Source organism: Desulfovibrio sp. 86, assembly GCF_902702915.1.
GTDB lineage: Bacteria > Desulfobacterota > Desulfovibrionia > Desulfovibrionales > Desulfovibrionaceae > Desulfovibrio.
This window is the reverse complement of the sequence record NZ_LR738849.1, coordinates 995318-1013401: the sequence shown is the minus strand read 5'-3', so window position 1 is coordinate 1013401 and position 18084 is coordinate 995318. Positions and strand designations below refer to the sequence as shown.

Genomic DNA, 18084 nt, shown 5'->3' with positions numbered 1-18084 from the left:
CCTCTGTCAATGACCATTCCCAGAGCGTCAAACATCCTTTTTTGCATGCAATCACACGGATAAACGCCCATTACGCTTCGCGGCGCGCCTGCCAGTGTGGGCGAACTCCTTTGACGCCCAGCGGATGTTGCCGGCAATTCAGCGCAGCGTGGGCGCAGCCGCGACATTTGCCTGCATATCTTCCTGAAAGCAGTTCTGCTCCTTGCTTACGCAAGTAAATGACGTGACAGGCATGGCGTCTCTTTTGTGAATGTATATTCCCAACGGTACGCCATATTTTCCGCGTAGTGACACTGGGAAGTTGCAATGCGGCGTCGTGCGGATTCGGGCGTACGAGGCCCGAATCCCTTTGTGCCTGCTATTGTTTTTTTGCCATTGACGCTCAAGAGCCGGGGAAGGCCTGTTTTGCCAATAGGCCCAGCCTGATAGGCGTTTAGTCTTCACGGTTTTATTTTTTGGGTGAACACTCAAACAATGTTGTATTGTGCAAAAAAGAACAAAATGTATCTAGCTGTGTAAAAAAGAACATATACAATAAAGCAAAAAATAATTTAAAAGGTTTGGTAGTTACGCTCTGCAGCTATTGCAATGGATTTTTCTATGCTGTACTGTCTCCATAAAGGACGCTTTCTTATCACTGCGGCACATACATTAAGTAACTTAAGTATGTTGTGCTCGCATAACGCCAGGAGTCGCTATGAGTACTGAGCTTAAGAGCATGCACATGGGCCAGATCACTTCCTTCTTCATTCCCAATGTTACTCTTGTGGGTGAGGGATGTTCCAAGGAGATTCCCGCTCGCCTTAAGAACATCGGCGGCACCAAGCCCCTGATCGTTACTGACCAGGGCATCGTCAAGGCTGGCATTCTGAAGCAGATTGCCGGCGTTCTTGATGCCGCAAAGATGAAATACGCCATTTTTGACCAGACTGTGCCCAATCCCACCGACAAGAATGTGGACGCCGCCTTTGCCATGTACAAAAAGGAAAAATGCGACAGCATCATCACCCTTGGCGGCGGCAGCTCGCATGACTGCGGCAAGGGCGTGGGTTTTCTCGCTGGCAACGGTGGCAAGATTCATGATTACGAAGGCGTGGACAAGTCCTCCAAGCCCTTCCCGCCCTACGTGGCCGTCAACACCACCGCAGGTACCGCTTCTGAAATGACCCGGTTCTGTATTATCACCGACACGTCCCGCAAGGTGAAGATGGCCATTGTTGACTGGCGCTGCACTCCTGGCGTCGCCATTGACGATCCCCTGCTCATGATGGGCATGCCCCCGGCCCTTACCGCGGCCACCGGTATGGACGCCCTGACGCACGCTGTTGAAGCCTATGTTTCCACTGCCGCCACTCCCATGACCGATGCCTGCGCCGAAAAGGCCATGGAATTTATCAACCGTTATCTGCGCCGCGCGGTTGCCAACGGTCAGGACAAGGAAGCCCGTGAAGGCATGTGCTACGCCCAGTATCTGGCCGGTATGGCCTTTAACAACGCCAGCCTTGGTCATGTTCACGCCATGGCGCACCAGTTGGGCGGCTTCTATGACCTGCCCCATGGCGAATGCAACGCCATTCTTCTGCCGTACGTCAGTGAATACAACCGCATCGCCACCCGTCGTCGCTTTGGCCGCATCGCTCGCATTCTTGGCGAGATCACCGATGGCCTGAGCGCTGATGAAGCTTCCAAAAAGGCCATTGCCGCCATCAATACCCTGTCTCAGGACGTGGGCATTCCTGCTGGCCTTAAGGCTCTTGGCAAGAAGTACGGCAAGGACGTGAAGGAAGAAGATATCCCCATCATGACGGCCAATGCGCAGAAGGACGCCTGCGGCCTTACCAACCCCCGTACCATGACAGACGCAGCCGTGGCCGCCATCTACAAGGCCGCCATGTAAGTTTTGAGAGCAGGCGACCTGCACGGGCAGCGCCGTAAAAAAGCAGACTGGTCACCCTCTGGGGCGGCCAGTCTGCTTTTTTGTATGAGCCCCGGCACGGGCGGGATGTATTTTGAATGCTTTCACGCACCATGCCGTCGCCACGCTGAAGGCTGTTTCCTTACCAGGCGGTTGCCGCTTGAAATTGTTCCGGCGTCCATGTGGTGTGGCACTCGCCGCAGGTAATTAATTCCTTGCAGTATACAAAAATAAATTAAAGATTTTTAGGGGGAGGGGGTGTGGGGGAGGAGACCCTTTTGCAAAAGGGTCCCTCCCCCACAAAGCGTTTCAACGTGCATTGCGTGGCAAGAACTGACTCCAGCGGAGCCTGCAGACAAAAAATACCCCGGCAGGAGTACTACCGGGTATTTTTATTTACAGGCTCCCGCAGAACGGGGCCAAACGCTTGGCGCGCAGCGCAGGTCTCTGCTCTAGATGAGCTTCATCTGGCGCAACACGGCGGTAAGCTTTTCTTTGGCCGCCGCGCCTATGGAGCAAAGCGGCAGGCGCAGCTCGGCTTCCATCTTGCCCATGAGGTGCAGGGCCGTCTTGGCCGGGATGGGGTTGCTTTCAAAGAACATGGCTTCGTGCAGCGGGAAAACTTCATGATGGATACGCGCGGCCCCGGCGCCATCGCCCTTGCGGAAGGCGTTGACCATGGCGGCCATGCGGCCAGGCACAAGGTTGGACGTAACGGAAATGACGCCATGGCCGCCCAGGGCCATGAGGGGCAGGGCGGTGAAGTCGTCGCCGGAAAGCACGCTGAACCCCTGGGGGCAGCTGGACAGGGTTTTGCTGCCCTGGGCCATGTCGCCGGTGGCTTCCTTGACGCCAACAATGTTGGGAAAAGCCTTGGCAAGGCGCGCCAGGGTTTCAGGCAACAGGTTGCACCCGGTACGGCCGGGCACGTTGTAGGGCACAAGCGGCAAGTCCACGGCTTCCGCTATGGCCTTGTAGTGCTGGAACAGCCCTTCCTGGGTCGGCTTGTTGTAATAGGGGGTGATGAGCAACGCTCCGTCGGCCCCGGCCTTTTTGGCGAAGCGGGTCAGGCGGATGGCTTCAATCGTGTTGTTTGAACCGGCTCCGGCCAGAACGGGAACACGCCCCTTGGCCTGATCGATGCAGATTTCAATGACCCTTTCGTGTTCCTCGTGGCTGAGGGTAGCGGATTCGCCGGTGGTGCCGCAGGGCACCAGGCCATGAATGCCTTCAGTGATCTGGAACTCAATGAAGTTTCGGTAGGCCTCTTCGTCAAGGGCGTTGTTCTTGAAAGGGGTGACAAGCGCTGTCATAGCACCGGAAAACAGCATGACGATCTCCTTGGCGCGCTTTGCGCGCCTATGGATGGCCGAACGCCGAGACTGAAGGCGCACCCTCATCCCGTTCGGCTCAGATTGCGGCAAAGCCGCGTTATGCAACTATGCCTATTGATTTATAAATTCTTTCAGTTCCTTGCCAGCGCGGAAAAAGGGCAGACGTTTCGAGGATACGGTGACGCTTTCCCCTGTCTTGGGGTTGCGTCCCGCATAGCCCTCATACTCTTTGATTTTAAAGCTGCCAAAGCCGCGAATTTCAATGCGCTCTCCGGCAAGAAGGGACTGCTTCATGGCGTCGAAAAAGGTGTTTACCACCATTGACGCGTCATCAAAGGGGATATTGGTTTCGTCGGCCAGCGCCTTGATAAGTTCGCTTTTGTTCATCACGCCTCCGTAACTGCGTTATGTTACTCGCGGAAGCATTCTGCCTGAAACGGTAGAGATCGTCCAGTATCTTGGTGGTATTGTTGGCAATTTTTTGTGTTCGCCACAATCCTCCCCGCGCTTCAAAGCCCGAATGCCAAGGAGAGTCAACAATAGGCATCTATTGCTAATTCAAACCTATACCTTTTGTGCAACAAGGTAAACAGTCTGCGCGGGCTTTTTACGCTCTTCTTAGAGCAGATCAACTTTGAAATGAGAAGCATTTCAAAGTTTTCATTCAGCCGAAAAATGCGATTTTCGGCTGAATCTACGCCACGTTGTGGCGCGCTGCACGAAAGTGCAGCGTTAGAGCATTTACACTTTTTTCAAAGCTAAAATGCTCTAGTGTTTATCAGGAAGCGGCTGAAGAATTTTACGGGGGGCCAGCCAGTCGGCCATGCCCAGGCGCAGCCTTTGCAGGCGTGAAGCCAGGTTGTGGATGTCCTGGGCCGCAGGGCAGCCTGGAGCGTAGTACATGAGGGGCTGTTGGTGGCAGACTGCTTCCGGCAGTTTTTTGTCATTGCGGATATGCCCCAGCAGCACGGGCTCAAGATGCAGAAAATGGCGGCACGCGCCGTGCAGCTTGTCAAAGGAGGACTTGGCCTCGCTGGCGGATGTGACCTGGTTGACGATGACCATAAAGTCGCGCAGGCCGTAGCGGGCGTTGAGCACCTTGATGAGCGCGTAGCTGTCTGTCAGCGATGTGGGTTCCGGGGTGATGACCACAATGCGCATGGCCGCCATGGAGGCGAAGGTCTGCACTGTGCCGGAAATGCCCGCGCCCACGTCCATAAAGACATAGTCATACCTGTTCAGTTCAGGCTCAAGGCGGGTCAGCAGCACGTCGCGCATGTCGGGCTGCAGTTCGGTAAGCTCGGGCACGCCCGATGCGGCAGGCAGCACGTCAAGGCCTTCGGGCTCCACATGGTGCAGCACGTCGCGTATCTGGGCCTCGCCCAGCAGGGCGTTTTGCAGATTGCCCTCGGGAGTGACGCCCAGCAATACGTCAAGGTTGGCAAGGCCCAGATCGCAGTCCATGAGCAGGTTCTTAAAGCCCATCTGGAACAGAGCGCAGGCCAGATTGAGCGAAATATTGGTTTTTCCGACCCCGCCCTTGCCGCTGAGCAGGACCACGCTCAAGGTTTTATTTGCCATCAGTTGTTTCTCCCAAAGAAAAGAAAGCGTTTTTCACTGGAATGCACAAGGCTTGCCCGTTCATCCAGGCTTGCGCCGCCCGCAAGGCAGATATGGCCGTTTGGTTGCGACAGCGCGTTTTTCAGGGCGTCTTCCGCCTGGGTCAGCAGGGTTTGGGCGGTGGCGCCCGTTCCCGGATTTATGCAGGCAATGCCAAGCGCGCATACAGGCCCGCCGTTGGCCAGCGCCGTGTTGCGCAGCCCGACCTGGCGCACGAAGTTTTTTTGTATCTGGTCGGCCAGCAGGCGCGCCCGTAAAGGGTTCACCCCTGGCAACAGCAGGGAATAGCGCCCCTCGGCCACATGGCTGAGGCTGTCGCAGGCTTCGCTGTGTTCACGCAAGGCGGCGGCCAGGGCAGCATCCAGATGCTCAAACTCATCCCGTCCCCATGGCGTGTCAGCCGCGTCTCTGTGGGTGATATCGGCATAGATCAGGCAAAGGTCGCCCCCTGAACGCGAAAACCGTAAAACTTCGCGTTCCACCTGGTCCAGAAAAAGCCTGTTGATGAGCACGTTGACCAGCTGGGTCGGCAGTTCGGACCGGGCGTCAGGCATGCTGTCGGGCAGAACCGACCCTGCCACGGGCAGCACGCACCATCTGCTTTCCGCGTAGTCACGGCAGAAGCTCTGCCAGCGGTCGGGGCTGAAACCCGACAAAAGGCGGGCCACCAGCACGGTGTGCGGCAGTTGAGACCCCGCGTCGGGCACGGGATCGTCCGCTGCGGCCGCTGTGCGCAGGGCCAGCAGCTCGCGCGCCAAGGCGTCAAGTTCAGCGTTGCTGCTCATGGCGATACAAAAGGTAGTCGTGTTGGAAAGCGTCGATATGGCCGTCCAGAACCGCATCCACATCACCCACTTCGGTGCCCGTGCGGTGGTCCTTGACCAGGCGGTAGGGTTGCAGGGTGTACGTGCGTATCTGGCTGCCGAAGGCTATGGCGTCCTTGCCTGCGTACTGGGCCTGACGGGCTGCGTCGCGCTTTTCGATCTCCATGTTGTACAGGCGGGCGCGCAGAACCCGCATGGCGGTTTCCTTGTTGTGGTGCTGCGATTTTTCATTCTGGCACTGGGCCGAAATGCCCGTGGGAATGTGGGTGATGCGCACCGCAGAGCTTGTGGTGTTGACGCTCTGTCCGCCGGGGCCGCTGGAGCGGAAAATGTCCACGCGCAGGTCGGCTTCCTTGATATCCAGTTCAATATCGTCGCCAGCGTCGGGGATGACGTCCACCGAGGCGAAGGAGGTGTGCCTGCGGCCCGAAGAGTCAAAGGGAGAAATGCGGATAAGGCGGTGAATGCCGCGCTCGCCCTTGAGAAAGCCAAAGGCGTGGGGGCCGGCTATGCGCAGGGTAACGCTCTTGATTCCCGCTTCATCGCCGGGCAGAAAATCCATCTCCTCAACCTTGTAGCCGTGGTTGGCGGCCCAGCGGTTATACATGCGCAACAGCATTTCGGCCCAGTCCTGCGATTCGGTGCCGCCAGCCCCGGGGTGGATTTCAAGTATGGCGTCCTGATTGTCTTCCTCGGCGGAGAGCAGCATCACGAGCTCGGTCTCGTCCAGCAGCGCGGCCAGCTCTTTTTGCTGGTTGGCCAGAGATTCGAGCGCTTCGGGGTCTTCGCTTTCAGAGGCAAGGGCCAACCACTCGTTCATGTCGTCATGGCAGATTTTGAGCCTGTTCAGGCGGCCAACTTCGTCTTCAAGCTGCCGTTTTTCCTGAAGGACAGGTGTAAGAGCCTCTGGCTTGTCCCAAGCGCCGGGGCGTGAAATTTCTGTTTCTATGGCTTGCAGCCTTTTTTCGCTGGCCGCAACGTCAAAGTCGCCCCCAGAGGGAGGAAAAGCGTTGGGTAAGCGGATTGCAGGCAGCGCGAAGATCTGAAAGTTGCAACATGACGGGTCGGTTGGTTGAGGGTGCGTCCGGTCAGTACCGGAAAGCGGCCGCAATGGCCGCAATCAATATCAGGCGTCGGAACTGCGCCGTGACCTGCCGCCACGGCCCGGCAAAAGCAGCACGAGCAGCAGGGCGGCGGCCGTAGGCAGGGGCCAGGGCCACAGGCGGTGGTACAGGCTGGGCGCGCTTTCAAGCGCGGCGCGGCCCCAGAGCGCCTGTTCCCTGAACTGCGCGCCGCGCATGGTCAGCCGCCCACGGGCGTCCACCACCACGGAAATGCCGGTGTTGGTGCCGCGCAGTATCCAGCGGTTTTGTTCAATGGCGCGGAGCGCGGTCAGATACAGGTGCTGTCGCGGTGCCGGGGTCGCGCCGAACCAGCCGTCATTGCTGATGTCAACCAGAATGTTGGCGCCATCCGCGACCCGTGCCTGCGCCAGCCAGGGAAATATGCCTTCATAGCAAATGAGCATGCCCATAGCAAGATTGTCGTAGCGCAGAGGCGCGATGGTCGTGCCCGCCTGGTAGACGCCCACGCCCTGCAGCAGGGCTTCAAGAAAGCTCCAGTTGAGCCATTCCGGCAGGTATTCGCCAAAAGGAACCAGGTGTTCCTTGTCATAGTATCCGGCCACAGCGCCGTCGGGCGGCGTCAGCAGAAAGGCGCGGTTAAAGACGTCGGGCTCTTTTTTGTCCGCGCGGCGCGCAAGGCCGGGCGCGCCCACAAGCAGGGGGCTGCCGGTGACGGACGGCAACTGCCGCACTCTGGGGGAATGCAGCTGGTTGGTCTCAAAAAAGAAGGGCAAGGCCGTTTCCGGCCAGATGATAAGCGGGTGTTCGCCAGGCCGTTGCGCCAGGGCATCGTAGGTAAGGCGCAGATACAGATCAACGGTCTGGCGCTGGAAAGCGGGCAGCCACTTCTGGTTCTGATCCACATTGCCTTCCACAAAGAGGGCCTGCACGCTTTGCGGCCCAACGGGGTCGGTTACGAGGGGCTGCTGGTGCAGCCGCAGCGCGCCGTAGCCCAGCAGCAGGCAGGTCATGGCAAGGCCGCAGACAAGGCTGGCGGGCCGCCATGATTTTTTCGCAGGGCCGGCGTCGGAGCTGCAGGGCGTGCCGGGGGCGGCAACGCTGGCTTCCGCACGCTGTTCAGCGCCATTTTTTTCGCCATTCTTCCCGTCGCCTTTTCCCCCGTCTTTCGCATCGTCTTTACGGGGCGACGCCGAGGGGCTGGGCTGGACGTTGGGGCTGACGGCAGGGTGCGGCAGCAGGGCCAGGGCGCAGAGAAGGGCGGCCATGACCCACAGGCCGGACAGGCCGTATGCGCCCACCGTGTCTGCCCCCTGAACCAGCAGGGGCCACGCGGCAAGCGCGCCTGAAAGCTCCAGCCAGGGAAAGCCCAGGGCCAGAGCGTAAACGGCTTCAAGTATATACCACAGGAGGCCCAGCAGCACGGCCCACAGGATGGGGGGGCGGTGGCGCAGCAAACGCGCCGCCACGGAGAACAGCCCTCCGGCGCTGGAAATACAGGCAACGATGAAAAGGGCGCAGGGTATGGCCAGAAGCCACGGCAGGCCGCCCACATTGTGCACGGGCATAGTGAGCCAGTAGAGGGCCGCCATGCCTCCGGCCATGCTGCACAGCCATCCCCGCCGCAGTGCGGCTGCGGACGTGGGAGCGTACAGGCCGAGCCAGGCCAGGGCCGCTGGCCACAGCAGAATCAGCGGCGGCAGACCGGCCAGGTCGTTGGGAAAGCCCAGCCAGATGCCTGCCGCGCCCGCAATGCCTGTAAGCAGCGCGGATCTGTCAGGCCGGAAGGTGGCGGCCAGCGCAGGACTCATCTGGGCAGGGCTCATACTCTGGGTATGGCTCATACCCTGGCCGGGGAATCTGCCGGAGGGGAAGCATCGGTTTCCGCCAGCGCGTTGGCCTGAGCGGACTGCACCATGGTGCTGTGGATATCATCAACCATGGCTGTGGCTTTGCTGCCAAGAGCTGTCTGCTCGTCTTGCAAACCGGCAGTCGCGGCGGCTGACGCCCGTAACGCCTGATCCGCCTCATGAGCCGCCCCGATTTCCGCGCCTGAACGGCCTGCGGCGTTGTTGGCCGGTTCCATGCGCAGGCGCAGGATAAGCTTTCGGTCGGCTTCGAGCACGGTGAAGGTCCAGCCGCGCAGCGTAAAGCTTTCGCCGGGGGCAGGCACATGACCGGCCTCCATGCTGAGGTAGCCGCCAATGGTGTCAACCTCGTCGGAATCCAGGTCAACGCCCATGTCCTCAAGGTCTTCAAGCAGGGCGCGGCCCGTGAGTTCGTAAGCGTTATCGCTCAGGGGGCGGATGTCTTCCTTCCGGGGCGCGTCGTGTTCGTCCTCAATATCGCCGACGATTTCTTCCAGCACGTCCTCAATGGTAATGAGCCCGGAGGTGCCGCCGTACTCGTCCAGAGCTATGGCGATGTGCTGCTTGCGCGCGCGAAATTCCTGAAGAAGCGTCCGTATGGACTTGGTTTCGGGCACAAAGAAGGGATCGCGGATAAGCTCGGCAATGGACGAGGGTTTGCCGCCCGTGTCAAGCATGCTGCGCAGCAGATCCTTGGCGTGCAGAATGCCCACGATGTTGTCGCGGGTCTCCTTGTACACCGGAATGCGCGAGTGCCCCGAGCGCACGATGATGTGCGCCACTTCGCTCAGGGGCATGTCGTGGGAAACGCAGTCGATATCGGTGCGGGGGATCATTGTGTCCTGCACCTGAAGATCGTTGAAGCGCAAAATGCCAAGCAGCATGGATTCCTCATCGGGTTCCACCTCGCCGTCAGCGCTTGCTTCAAGAATGGCTTTTTCCAGAGATTCCTGATCGTCGTGCCCGAACAGTCTGCTCAGGCGCGACCAGATGGTACTATGACCTTCCGAGCCGCCGTCCAATGTAGTCTCCTTGGTTGAAATTGGGGCCGGGCGCGCCTGCCGCGCCGGCAATGGCCTGCATTACATTTGCTGCCAACGGTTCTGCCGGGGTGGCCTGCGTTCAGCCTGTCCCGGCTTTGAAGTCTGGCCACAGTCTGGATCGGATGACCTTTGAAGTATTTTACATTTCAATGTGTCATTCTGCAGACAAAAACAATTATTGTCTGAATCCACACAACATTGCTGCGCGCGGCGCCTTGGTACAGCGTCAGGGAAGCACCGGTTAAAGAGCCTCCTGGAAACGCGCAGGTATTTCGTTTGGCAAGGCGAGCTTTTTTTTGAAGCAGGAGTGGACTCTTCCGTCCTCGACTGTTTCAAAAAAAGCAAAGCAACACCGCCAAACGGAATAAATCAGCGTTTCCTTAGAGCAGTTTGCGCTGCTCCATATCCATATGCATAACCCACTGGGTTATGGGCGACACCCCCCGCGAGGGGGTGCTGTGGAACCAGTTAATGTCCGATTTGCCCTGTTCAAGAACGGCCCAGTTGGTAAACTCCGTGCCGAGTACAAGAGCCGGGTTTGGCCCCTCATGCACACGGGCGTGCAGAACGGAACAAGTGCACCAGAAGGTGACGATTTTTTCATCCTTGCCCATGTGGTAGATGATGAGACAAAGTAACTGTGAACCTTTGTCCAGGTCAACTGGCTTGATATCCAGATCTTCCATGGGAAAGCGCAGGGCCATGCCTGTGGCTGAAATATTTTCGACCTGAACCGGCTCTATTTCCATGCCGCGTTTGTAGTGCAGCAGGGGATTGCTGATCTCGGAGGTATTGCGCGGTATGGGTTTGCTGGAATTCAGCTCCCACACGCCGATGACGCGCACTTTGTCCTTGGGAGGCTTCACGCGGATAAAAACACGCTTTTGCCCAGTGGAAAGGTCTTCAGGCGAGGCGAGCCGCAACAGGGATTTATTGCGTCTTGGCTCCACGCTCTCAATGACAGAGCGAAATTTGTAAAATGTGGGACCCTCGGGCAGGGTGGCGCGAAAATACACTTCCACAGTCACGCCCGCCAGTTCCCGCGATATGTAGTTCAGCACTTCCATGCCCAGCGATGTGGGGGAAATGTATTGCAGCAACGCGGCCAGGCCTTTATGCGAAACGCCCTTGTCCAGGATGTTGATGTCAAATATTTCGTTTTGCGCCTGGGCTGTTTCCAGCATCTGGCGGATAATGGCCTTGCGCCGTGCCGCCTGCTGCTGCCGCTGCATATATGTTTGCGCGACAATGGCCGTTATGCAGAAAATTACCAGCAAGGCAATACAAACTAGAACATTGCTGTCCGGCTAAGGGTTAAGAAAAAAGTCCAAAATCTCAATGCGATGTGGTATAAAGAGTTTGCGAAAAACTTTGCCACACAAGGAGATTTTGGACATGAGTCACCATAATACACTTTTCTCCCAGATGCTATCTCTGATTCCCAGACATGTTTTTCAAAAGCTCGAACACCGGCACAAAGTAGGGCGGGCCTCACGCAAATTCGGCTTCAAGGAGCAGTTCACCGCCATGGCCTTTATTCAGCTTGCCGCGAGGCGTTCCATGCGTGACGGGCTCCGGTGTCTGGCTGCCGCCGGAAACCGCCTGTACCATTGGGGCCTGAAAAACGTGCCCCGCTCGACTTTCGCCGACGCCAACAATTCAAGGCCCGTGGGCTTTTTCAAGGACTTGTTCGCTGAAATGTACGGACTTTGCCAGCCGCATGCGCCTCGTCACAAATTTCGCTTCAAGTGCAAACTGTACAGCATGGACGCTACCACCATCAGCCTTTGCCTGTCCGTCTTCCCCTGGGCATCGTTCCGGCGGAACAAAGCCGGGGTGAAGGTAAATACCGTGCTTGATCACGATGGCTACATCCCTGCCTTCGTCGATATCAGCAATGCCAAAACCCACGAAAGCCGCATGGCCAAAAGCCTTTCGCTGCCAAAAGGCTCCATTGTGACCTTTGACAAAGGCTATATAGCCTATTCCTGGTTTCGAGCCCTTGAGGAAAAAGCCATCTTTTTCGTGACCCGCCTCAAACGCAACGCCGTTTATAAGCTTTTGGAGCGCCGCCCGGTGCGCCGGGGGACCGGTGTCACTTCCGATCACATCATTGAGGTCGTCAGTCGGGGAAAAGGCCTGCGGCTGCGGCGTATTGGCTACCGCGACCAGAAAACCGGAAAACATTACGAGTTTTTAACCAATAACTTCCGGCTCTCGCCAAAAACCATTGCCGACATCTATAAAGACCGCTGGCAAATCGAGCTTTTCTTCAAGGAAATCAAACAAAATCTGCGCATAAAGACCTTTGTCGGCAACTCGGAAAACGCGGTACTGATTCAAGTCTACACGGCCCTGACGGTGTACCTGCTGCTGGCGTACCAAAAATTCCTCAGCCGCATCGGGATGTCCGTGCAGCAACTTTTCCAACTCATCCAGCTCAACCTGCTCGGTTCGGCGTCTCTGGAAGAACTCCTGAATCCACGACGGCGAAGAAAAGATAATCTTCAACATCTCAGCCTATTAGAATTGGGTGCTTAGCCGGACAGCAATGAAACTAGAAGAAGTTGTGCACCCGTCATATGTTCACCAATATATATATTGCTGTGCAATGAGGCAGCCGCAACCAGAGCAGGGCGACGTTGAGAGGTCCTTTCTCAACAGTACCGGAACCCGGATACGGAGCAACAGCACAGATAAACCGCGCCACAACGTGGCGTGGATTCAGCCGAAAATCGCATTTTCTGCTGAATGAAAACTTTGAAATGTGAAACAGTTCAAAGTTGATCTGCTCCAGGTCTTCACGGTGAGCGCCTGCTCCCGCAAGGTCCAGAGCACTTGCAACGTGAAACGGCTCCAGCGCCGCAGTTGGGCGTAAAAACGTCCACCGCCGGATGCATCAGAGCAGTCCCAACTTGTGCAGATGTATTTCCAGACAGGCCACGGCCGCTGGCGTAACCCCGGAGATGCGTCCTGCCTGGCCCAGACTGAGGGGGCGCACCCGGCCAAGCTTTTCCGTCACCTCACGGGAAAGTCCGACTACTGTGGCATAATCCATATCAGGGGGCAAGGCCGTGGATTCGAGCTTGGCCGCACGCGCCACAAGCTCGCGCTGACGCACCAGATACCCCGCATATTTGATTTCCGTTTGCACGCTCTCGCATGCCGCGGTTCCGGCCAGCAGCATCTCTTCTTCCAGAAAGGCCCCCAGTTCGGCCGCAGGCCCGTCGGGGCAGGCCCGCAACAGGGCCGCGATCTCGTGCAGGTCCATCTCCGGCCTGCGCAGCACTTCCGCCAGGGTGCGCCCGGCGGGCAGGCTTGCCGCCGCGTCTCCGGGCGTCGCGGGTTCAGACGTGGCGTCAGGATTGCCGCCATTGCCGTTATTATACTTATCGGATGGAATGCGCTTTTGCTCAAGCCCGGCGCGCAGGCGTGCCGCGGCATCCTGTTTGCGGCAGAACGCGTCCCACTGGGCGTCGCTCACAAGACCCAGATTACGGCCCAGGGGGGTCAGGCGCGTGTCCGCGTTGTCCTCGCGCAGCAGCAGGCGGTGTTCCGCCCGTGATGTGAACATGCGGTACGGCTCCTGGGTGCCGGAGGTGACAAGGTCGTCCACCAGCACGGCCATATAGGCCTCGTCGCGACCGGGCAGGAAGGGCGGCATGTCACGCAGGCGGCAGGAAATGTTCAGGGCCGCCCACAAACCTTGCGCCGCCGCTTCCTCATACCCCGATGTGCCGTTGATTTGCCCGGCCAGCCAGAGTCCCGGCACGGCCTTGCTCTCAAGGGTGGGCATGAGCTGTATGGGATCGGAAAAATCGTACTCTATGGCGTAGCCGGGGCGCAGCATGACGGCGTTTTCCAGGCCGCGCACCGCGTGGAGCATGTCCAGCTGCACGTCCAGCGGCAGGCTGGTGGGAACGCCGTTGGCGTACACCTCGGCGCTGTGGAGACCTTCGGGCTCAAGAAATATCTGATGGCGCTCCCTGTCGGGAAAGCGGGCGACCTTGTCCTCGATGGAAGGACAGTAGCGCGCGCCCGTGCCCTTGATGATGCCCGTGAACATGGGGGAGCGGTCAAAGCCGCTGCGGATGATCTCGTGCGCGCGTTCGTTGGTCCAGGTCACATGGCAGGACACCTGGGGCAGTACAGGGCCGGGCCCGTGAAAGCTGAACGCCGGGGGCGGATTGTCGCCCTTTTGTTCCTCCAGCACCGAATAGTCGATGGAGGAGTTGAGCAACCGTGGCGTGGTGCCGGTTTTCAGGCGGCCAAGCGTGAAGCCCAGAGAGCGCAGGCTGTCTGAAAGGCCGATGGCCGGGGCGTCGCCCAGGCGGCCGCCGGGAATGCTGGTAAGCCCCATGTGGATGCGCCCGTCCAGAAAGGTTCCGGTGGTCAGCAGCACGTGGCGGGCGGAAAAGCTGAGTCCCTGGGCCGTCCGCACGCCGGTGGCGCGGTCGTCGCCGGAGGAGATGCCGATGACGGAATCCTGCCAGATGCGCAGTCCGGGCGTGGAGTACAGGGTTTTCTGCACAACGCGCTGGTAGGCCAGGCGATCCATCTGGGCGCGGGTGGCGCGCACCGCAGGCCCCTTGCTCATGTTGAGCACGCGAAACTGTATGCCCGCCGCGTCGGCCCACAGGCCCATCATGCCGCCCAGCGCGTCGATTTCGCGGGTCATGTGCCCTTTTGCCAGGCCGCCGATGGCGGGATTGCAGGAAAGGTAGCCCAAACGGTCAAGGTTGCCGCTCACAAGCAGCACGCTGTGCCCCATGCGGGCCAGGGCCACGGCGGCTTCGCAACCGGCGTGGCCGCCTCCGGCCACGATACAGTCAAAAATGGCGGTGTTGGTATCAGACATGTGCGGGATTCATAAGTATATGGGTGAAAACCTGGGCGTCCTTGATGGTCGCCGTAATGGAAGAACTTTCATTGGGTTGGTGGCAGGTGCCCGCAAGGCAGCTCCATACGGCGGCGGCAAGGCCACGCTGCCGTAACTGGGCTGCCACCGTGGCTCCGCCGATGCCGAGGGTTCTGGCCTCAATGCCGTAGACGCGGGCGATTGCGGCGCTCAGGGCCGTGATCACCGGGCTGGTTCCTGCGATGTAGGAGGCGGCCTGCCGTTGCACCACGCTGATGGCTATCTGCACGCCGTGGTTTTGCTCCACCTCGGCGGCCAGGGCGCGCACCTTGTCCAGCACGGCCTCCGGGTCAACCTGGGGCAGCAGGCGGCAGTCCACATAAAAAACGTCACTGCCAGGCACGGTGTTGATATTGGGCACGTTGCCCTCGTGCTTGCCGGGCACAAAGGTGGACGTGGGCGGGCTGAACAGGGTGTTGGTATCGCCAAAGGCGGAACGCAGGCCATTGTGGCAGGCCAGCGCCATGTCCGCTCCGGCCAGAAAGGCGTTGCGGCCCTTGTGCGGGGTGGAGGCGTGGCACTGAACCCCGGTGGTGCGCACCTTGAGCCAGAGCTGGCCCTTTTCGGCCACCTCGATGACGTCGCCCCGGCGGGAACCCGAATCGGGCACGATATACAGGTCGTCAGCGCTGAAAAGCTCTGGAGCGGTTTTGAGGATATGCTCCAGCCCGTAGGCGCTGCCTGTTTCTTCGTCTGCCATAAACACGAGGCCCAGGCTCAGTTCGGGCGTGACGCCGCGCTGGCGCAGTTCTTCGGCCAGCAGCAGCATGCTTGTCACGGCCTGCTGGTTGTCTTCAACGCCGCGCCCGTACAGCAGATCGCCTTCGCGCCGAACCTGCCAGGGATCAGAGACCCAGGCGGACAGGTCGCCGGGGGGCACAACGTCCATATGGCCGAAAAGCCACAGGGTACGTTTTTTTCTGCCGGGGATGCGGGCTACAAGGTTGGGGCGCTGGCCCGAAGACACGCGGGAATCAGGGGCGTCAACACGTAAAATATCTGTTATGCCGCAAGCTTCAAGCCATTGCGTGATGAGCGCGGCCTTGGCCTCTTCACCGTCGCCGCCGTTGTCGGGTCCAAGGGCAGGGCAGGCGGTAAGGGCGCTTTGCAGGGCCACCACACGGTCTTCACGGCCCGCGAGGCCGCGTAACAGGGCGTCCATATCCTTGTGCATGTTTCCTCCCCTTACTTCAAAGCCGTGTATTTTAGAGCATTTTAACTTTGAAAATATATATTCTCAAAGTGTAAGGCACGCTCACTGCATCGTAACCGCTCTCAACCCCGTTCACGGCCTGCCGCCATTCAGCCGGGCGTGACCACAGGTTCGCGGCACAGCAGGCCGCGTATCAGCAGATTCGCGTACCGGGGCTGAAAACGCAAGGGGCTGCGTGAGCAGCCCCTTGGGAAAATCTGCGGAACAACGCTGCCCGGCCCGGATCAAAGAAATGGAAAAACGGCTCCGCGCCGCACGGGCGAACCCGTTGACGGAACAAAAGCCGAAAATCCGATGTCTTCCATCCATGTGCGTCTACGGGCAAAACCCGTACCTGGCACACTCCGCTTGCGCGGGCATATCCGCCCTCCGGCCTGACAGGAAAATTCCAATGCGTCCGAAGGGGTGACGGCCTGCGGTCTAGCGGCCCTTGGCGGCGCGCTTGGACGCCTTGAGGGGGTTGACCTTGGCGCCGGAGCCAGTCTGGGTCTTGATATGGGTGGCAAAATTGCAGCGACCGCCAACCCACTTTTTGGAGGGCACGGGGTAGCTTGAGCAGAACTGCTCTTCACCAAATTCGCGCACGCGGTCACAGCCAGTACACTGTTCCACCACCGGCGAAAGAACAAAACCGTTAAGCACCACACCGTCAGCGGTCTTGGTGGCGTTTTCCAGAGGGGTCATAGCAAAACCTCCATGCGCAGAAGCGCCGTATTGCAAAATAGCGGCGACACTGGGGCCGCCGATTCGGAATGGAGAAATATAGCCGAACTTGAGTCGCTGTCAAGAGGGCGATGGCGGGAATTTCCCGCCGGGGGCCAACGCCGTCACGTTCTGGGCATCGGCAGAGCCTTGCGCCGTAGCCTATCCGACAGGTTTTGCAGGCGATCAGCCTCGCGAGGGCTACCTTACGCCAGCCCCGCCGCACGGCGCACAAAATTGCGCACCTGGGTCATTTCGCGGCACAGCGCCTCATAGTCAAAGCGGGTGTATTTGCCGTCCATGTACAGGATTTCGCCGTCCACCATGGTCATGCGGGTTTCCATCCCCGTGGCGGCGTAAACGAGGTGGGAAACAACATTATAGACGGGCTGCATGTTGGGGGAGGTCAGGTCAAGGGCCACGCAGTCTGCGGCCTTGCCCACAGCAAGGCTGCCCAGGCGTTCGTCATGCATGGCGGCGGCTCCGCCCAGAGTGCCCATGTCAAGGACGGTCTGCGCGGGCAGAAGGGTAGAATCCATGCCCGCGACCTTGTGCAGCAGGGCTGCGCGCCCCATTTCTGTGAACATGTTCAGCCGGTTGTTGCTGGCGGCTCCGTCCGTGCCAAGGGCCACGGCCATGCCGCGCTCAAGCATGGCGGGCACGGGGGCCACGCCCGAAGCGAGCTTCATATTGGAGGAGGGGTTATGGGCCGCCACCGCCTTGCTGGCGGCCAGGCAATCAAGCTCGTCAGGGGTGACGTCGACCACGTGGGCAAGAATGCACGGGGCGTCCAGCAGGCCCATGCGGTGGCAGTAGGCCACGGGTCTGCTGCCGTGCGTGTGCAGGCATATCTGTGTTTCTTCTGTGGTTTCGGCAAGATGAAAGTGGAGGGGCAGGGTCAGTTCGTAGGCGAGGTCGCGGCAGGCCGACAGTATTTCCGGGGTGGTGGTGTAGACGCTGTGCGGATTGACGGCCACGCGCACCCGTGGATGGTCGGCGTATTTTTCAGCCAGGACGCGGGTGTTTTCCAGCGCGGCATCAGGGCCGGAGACGGCCGCCGAGGGAAAGGCGAACACCACTTCGCCCCCCAGGCAGCGCATGCCGGATTCTTCGGCGGCGGCAAGGGCCGCCTCTTCAAAAATATACATGTCAATGTAGGACGTGGTGCCTGTGCGCAGCATTTCGGCATGGCCCATGAGGCTGCCCAGGCGCACGATTTCAGGGGTAAGCTTTTGTTCGACAGGAAAGATGCGGCTGTTGAGCCATTCCATCAGGGGCATGTCGTCGGCGAGGCCGCGCAGAAAAGTCATGGCGGCGTGGGTGTGCGCGTTGACAAGCCCCGGCAGCAGCACGCACTGCCCAAGGTCAACCTCCTGCTGCGGCTGCCAGCGGGAGGCCACTTCGTGACGCGGGCCAATGTCCGCCACAAGACCGTCAAGCACCGCTATGCTGGCGTTTTCAAGAACAGTGCGCTCCTCGTCCTGAGTGACGATGAGGGCGGCGTGGACAAGTGTATGGCAAGGACGCATGGCAACTCCCGCGACGATGTTTGCAAAAAGATTCTG

General features: G+C 59.3%; 13 protein-coding genes and 1 pseudogene. 2 read left to right on the top strand and 12 right to left on the bottom strand.

Going from position 1 to position 18084, the window contains the following annotated elements:
* The first annotated feature begins 697 nt into the window (after positions 1-697).
* A complete protein-coding gene (locus DESU86_RS04395) occupies positions 698-1897 on the top strand; it encodes an iron-containing alcohol dehydrogenase (protein WP_179979934.1) in 1200 nt (399 codons plus the stop codon).
* Between the two features lie 470 nt (positions 1898-2367).
* On the opposite strand, the gene dapA is transcribed toward DESU86_RS04395, so the two are convergent.
* From dapA to DESU86_RS04355, 8 genes and pseudogenes are all read right to left on the bottom strand, one after another.
* Complete coding sequence (gene dapA, locus DESU86_RS04390) at positions 2368-3246, bottom strand: 4-hydroxy-tetrahydrodipicolinate synthase (RefSeq protein ID WP_179979933.1); 879 nt, start codon at positions 3244-3246, stop codon at positions 2368-2370.
* 114 nt (positions 3247-3360) lie between these two features.
* The gene (locus DESU86_RS04385) at positions 3361-3636 is read right to left on the bottom strand and encodes an HU family DNA-binding protein (protein ID WP_179979932.1); all 276 of its coding nucleotides are present in this window, start codon (positions 3634-3636) and stop codon (positions 3361-3363) included.
* Positions 3637-4017: 381 nt separating this feature from the next.
* Positions 4018-4830 (bottom strand): MinD/ParA family protein, encoded by an 813-nt coding sequence (locus tag DESU86_RS04380; protein WP_179979931.1) that lies wholly within the window; start codon positions 4828-4830, stop codon positions 4018-4020.
* The gene (locus DESU86_RS04375; RefSeq protein WP_179979930.1) at positions 4830-5654 is read right to left on the bottom strand and encodes a diguanylate cyclase domain-containing protein; all 825 of its coding nucleotides are present in this window, start codon (positions 5652-5654) and stop codon (positions 4830-4832) included. The genes DESU86_RS04380 and DESU86_RS04375 overlap by 1 nt, the downstream gene beginning before the upstream one ends.
* Positions 5638-6751 (bottom strand): peptide chain release factor 2 gene (gene prfB, locus DESU86_RS04370; protein ID WP_179979929.1). Its coding sequence is split into 2 segments (ribosomal slippage): positions 5638-6675 and positions 6677-6751, totalling 1113 coding nucleotides; the frame shifts between segments, so codons are not numbered across the junction. Before prfB ends, DESU86_RS04375 begins: the two co-directional genes overlap by 17 nt.
* A 68-nt stretch (positions 6752-6819) precedes the next feature.
* Complete coding sequence (gene lnt, locus DESU86_RS04365) at positions 6820-8619, bottom strand: apolipoprotein N-acyltransferase (RefSeq protein WP_232088256.1); 1800 nt, start codon at positions 8617-8619, stop codon at positions 6820-6822.
* Between the two features lie 221 nt (positions 8620-8840).
* Positions 8841-9665: pseudogene (locus DESU86_RS04360) on the bottom strand (hemolysin family protein); the annotation flags it as partial.
* A 401-nt stretch (positions 9666-10066) separates the two neighbouring features.
* Positions 10067-10918: a hypothetical protein gene (locus DESU86_RS04355; protein WP_232088255.1), complete on the bottom strand. Its 852-nt coding sequence runs from the start codon at positions 10916-10918 to the stop codon at positions 10067-10069.
* Positions 10919-11081: 163 nt separating this feature from the next.
* Between DESU86_RS04355 and DESU86_RS04350 the strand changes: the two genes are divergently transcribed.
* The gene (locus DESU86_RS04350) at positions 11082-12227 is read left to right on the top strand and encodes an IS4 family transposase (protein ID WP_179981710.1); all 1146 of its coding nucleotides are present in this window, start codon (positions 11082-11084) and stop codon (positions 12225-12227) included.
* A 358-nt stretch (positions 12228-12585) separates the two neighbouring features.
* Here DESU86_RS04350 and mnmG read toward each other — a convergent pair whose 3' ends face one another.
* From mnmG to DESU86_RS04330, 4 genes are all read right to left on the bottom strand, one after another.
* Positions 12586-14544, bottom strand: a complete 1959-nt coding sequence (mnmG, locus tag DESU86_RS04345) for a tRNA uridine-5-carboxymethylaminomethyl(34) synthesis enzyme MnmG (RefSeq protein ID WP_179979927.1) — start codon at positions 14542-14544, stop codon at positions 12586-12588.
* Positions 14537-15778 (bottom strand): M20 family metallo-hydrolase, encoded by a 1242-nt coding sequence (locus tag DESU86_RS04340; protein WP_179979926.1) that lies wholly within the window; start codon positions 15776-15778, stop codon positions 14537-14539. The genes mnmG and DESU86_RS04340 overlap by 8 nt, the downstream gene beginning before the upstream one ends.
* 459 nt (positions 15779-16237) lie before the next feature.
* Positions 16238-16501: a PxxKW family cysteine-rich protein gene (locus tag DESU86_RS04335; protein WP_179979925.1), complete on the bottom strand. Its 264-nt coding sequence runs from the start codon at positions 16499-16501 to the stop codon at positions 16238-16240.
* Positions 16502-16725: 224 nt separating this feature from the next.
* Entirely contained in the window at positions 16726-18048 is a 1323-nt protein-coding gene (locus tag DESU86_RS04330; protein ID WP_179979924.1) for an amidohydrolase family protein, read from the bottom strand.
* Between the last annotated feature and the right edge of the window lie 36 nt (positions 18049-18084).